The sequence below is a fragment of the Roseibium sp. ROS1 genome (assembly GCF_054658215.1).
Window position 1 is genome coordinate 1 of the sequence record NZ_BAAGIG010000020.1, and the last position, 2,500, is coordinate 2,500.

1 rRNA gene (cut by a window edge) is annotated in these 2,500 nt (G+C 53.9%); it reads right to left on the bottom strand.

Annotated elements, in window-relative coordinates:
• Nucleotides 1-24: 24 nt before the first annotated feature.
• Nucleotides 25-2,500, bottom strand: a 23S ribosomal RNA gene (locus tag ACYQ6M_RS30260) (it continues 247 nt past the right edge of the window).

The following is a 2,500-nucleotide window of genomic DNA, read 5'->3' on the forward strand; positions in this document are numbered from 1 at the left end:
AAAAGATGAACATTGACTAATGAGAGGATCAAGCCGAACGAGCTATTAGTAAAGCTAAGCTTCATGCGTTGCCGCACTTCCACACGCTTCCTATCGACGTGGTGGTCTTCCACGGCTCTTCAGGGAGAACTGGTTTTGAGGTGGGTTTCCCGCTTAGATGCTTTCAGCGGTTATCCCTTCCGTACATAGCTACCCTGCAATGCGGCTGGCGCCACAACAGGTCCACCAGAGGTACGTCCATCCCGGTCCTCTCGTACTAGGGACAGATCCTCTCAATTCTCCTACACCCACGGCAGATAGGGACCGAACTGTCTCGCGACGTTCTGAACCCAACTCACGTACCACTTTAATTGGCGAACAGCCAAACCCTTGGGACCTGCTCCAGCCCCAGGATGTGATGAGTCGACATCGAGGTGCCAAACAATGCCGTCGATATGGACTCTTGGGCATCATCAGCCTGTTATCCCCGGCGTACCTTTTATCCGTTGAGCGATGGCCCTTCCACGAGGGACCACCGGATCACTATGGCCGTCTTTCGACTCTGCTCGACTTGTCAGTCTCGCAGTCAGGCAGGCTTATGCCATTGCACTCAACGAGCGATTTCCGACCGCTCTGAGCCCACCTTCGCGCGCCTCCGTTACCATTTGGGAGGCGACCGCCCCAGTCAAACTACCCGCCACACACGGTCCCGGATATTGTTGTACCGCGGTTAGATATCCATGACGACAAGGGTGGTATTTCAAGGGTGACTCCACAAGAGCTGGCGCTCCTGCTTCAACGTCTACCACCTATCCTACACATGTCGTGACGAATACCAGTGTGAAGCTGTAGTAAAGGTGCACGGGGTCTTTCCGTCTGACCGCAGGAACCCCGCATCTTCACGGGGAATTCAATTTCACTGAGTCTATGCTGGAGACAGCGGGGAAGTCGTTACGCCATTCGTGCAGGTCGGAACTTACCCGACAAGGAATTTCGCTACCTTAGGACCGTTATAGTTACGGCCGCCGTTTACTGGGGCTTCAATTCGGTGCTTGCACACCTCCTCTTAACCTTCCAGCACCGGGCAGGCGTCAGACCCTATACGTCGCCTTACGGCTTCGCAGAGCCCTGTGTTTTTGATAAACAGTCGCCACCCCCTGGTCTGTGCCACCCCACAACGGTTGCCCGTCGTGAGGTCTCCCTTCTCGCGAACTTACGGGAGCATTTTGCCGAGTTCCTTCAGCATAGTTCTCTCAAGCGCCTTGGTATTCTCTACCAGTCCACCTGTGTCGGTTTCGGGTACGGTTTATACGGTGGAGCTATTTCCTGGAACACCTTCGCTGCACCCCCAATCCAATAAGGAGATACAACACACGGCATCCGTCACTACCACCAAGCTGCAGAATATTAACTGCATTCCCATCGACTACGCCTTTCGGCCTCGCCTTAGGGGCCGGCTAACCCTGCGCCGATTAGCGTTGCGCAGGAACCCTTGGACTTTCGGCGAGCGGGTCTCTCACCCGCTTTATCGTTACTCATGTCAGCATTCGCACTTCTGATATCTCCAGGAGCCCTCACGGGTCCCCCTTCGCAGACTTACAGAACGCTCCGCTACCGCGCATCATAAGATGCACCCGCAGTTTCGGTGTATGGCTTGAGCCCCGGTACATTTTCGGCGCGGAACCCCTTATTTAGACCAGTGAGCTGTTACGCTTTCTTTAAATGATGGCTGCTTCTAAGCCAACATCCTGGTTGTTTTGGGAGTTCTACATCCTTTCCCACTTAGCCATAACTTAGGGACCTTAACTGGCGGTCAGGGTTGTTTCCCTCTCCACAATGGACGTTAGCACCCACTGTGTGTCTGCCGGATAGTACTTCTCGGTATTCGGAGTTTGGTTAGGATCAGTAAGGCGGTAAGCCCCCATAGCCCATCCAGTGCTCTACCCCCGAGAGTATTCATCCGACGCTCTACCTAAATAGATTTCGCGGAGAACCAGCTATTTCCGAGTTTGATTGGCCTTTCACCCCTAGCCACAGCTCATCCCCGACTTTTTCAACAGGCGTGGGTTCGGTCCTCCAGTGCGTGTTACCGCACCTTCAACCTGGCCATGGCTAGATCACTCGGTTTCGGGTCTAATCCAACGAACTAGGGCGCCCTATTCAGACTCGCTTTCGCTACGCCTACACCTACCGGCTTAAGCTTGCTCGTTAAATTAAGTCGCTGACCCATTATACAAAAGGTACGCTGTCAGGCTTTCGCCCTCCAACTGTTTGTAGGCATCCGGTTTCAGGAACTGTTTCACTCCCCTCGTCGGGGTACTTTTCACCTTTCCCTCACGGTACTTGTTCGCTATCGGTCGACAAGGAGTACTTAGGCTTGGAGGGTGGTCCCCCCACGTTCAGACAGGATTTCACGTGTCCCGCCCTACTCGAGGACTTGCATAATTTCTACCCGTACGGGGCTATCACCCACTAATGCCCGACTTTCCAGACGGTTCCGGTTCTTAAATGCAAGCCACTG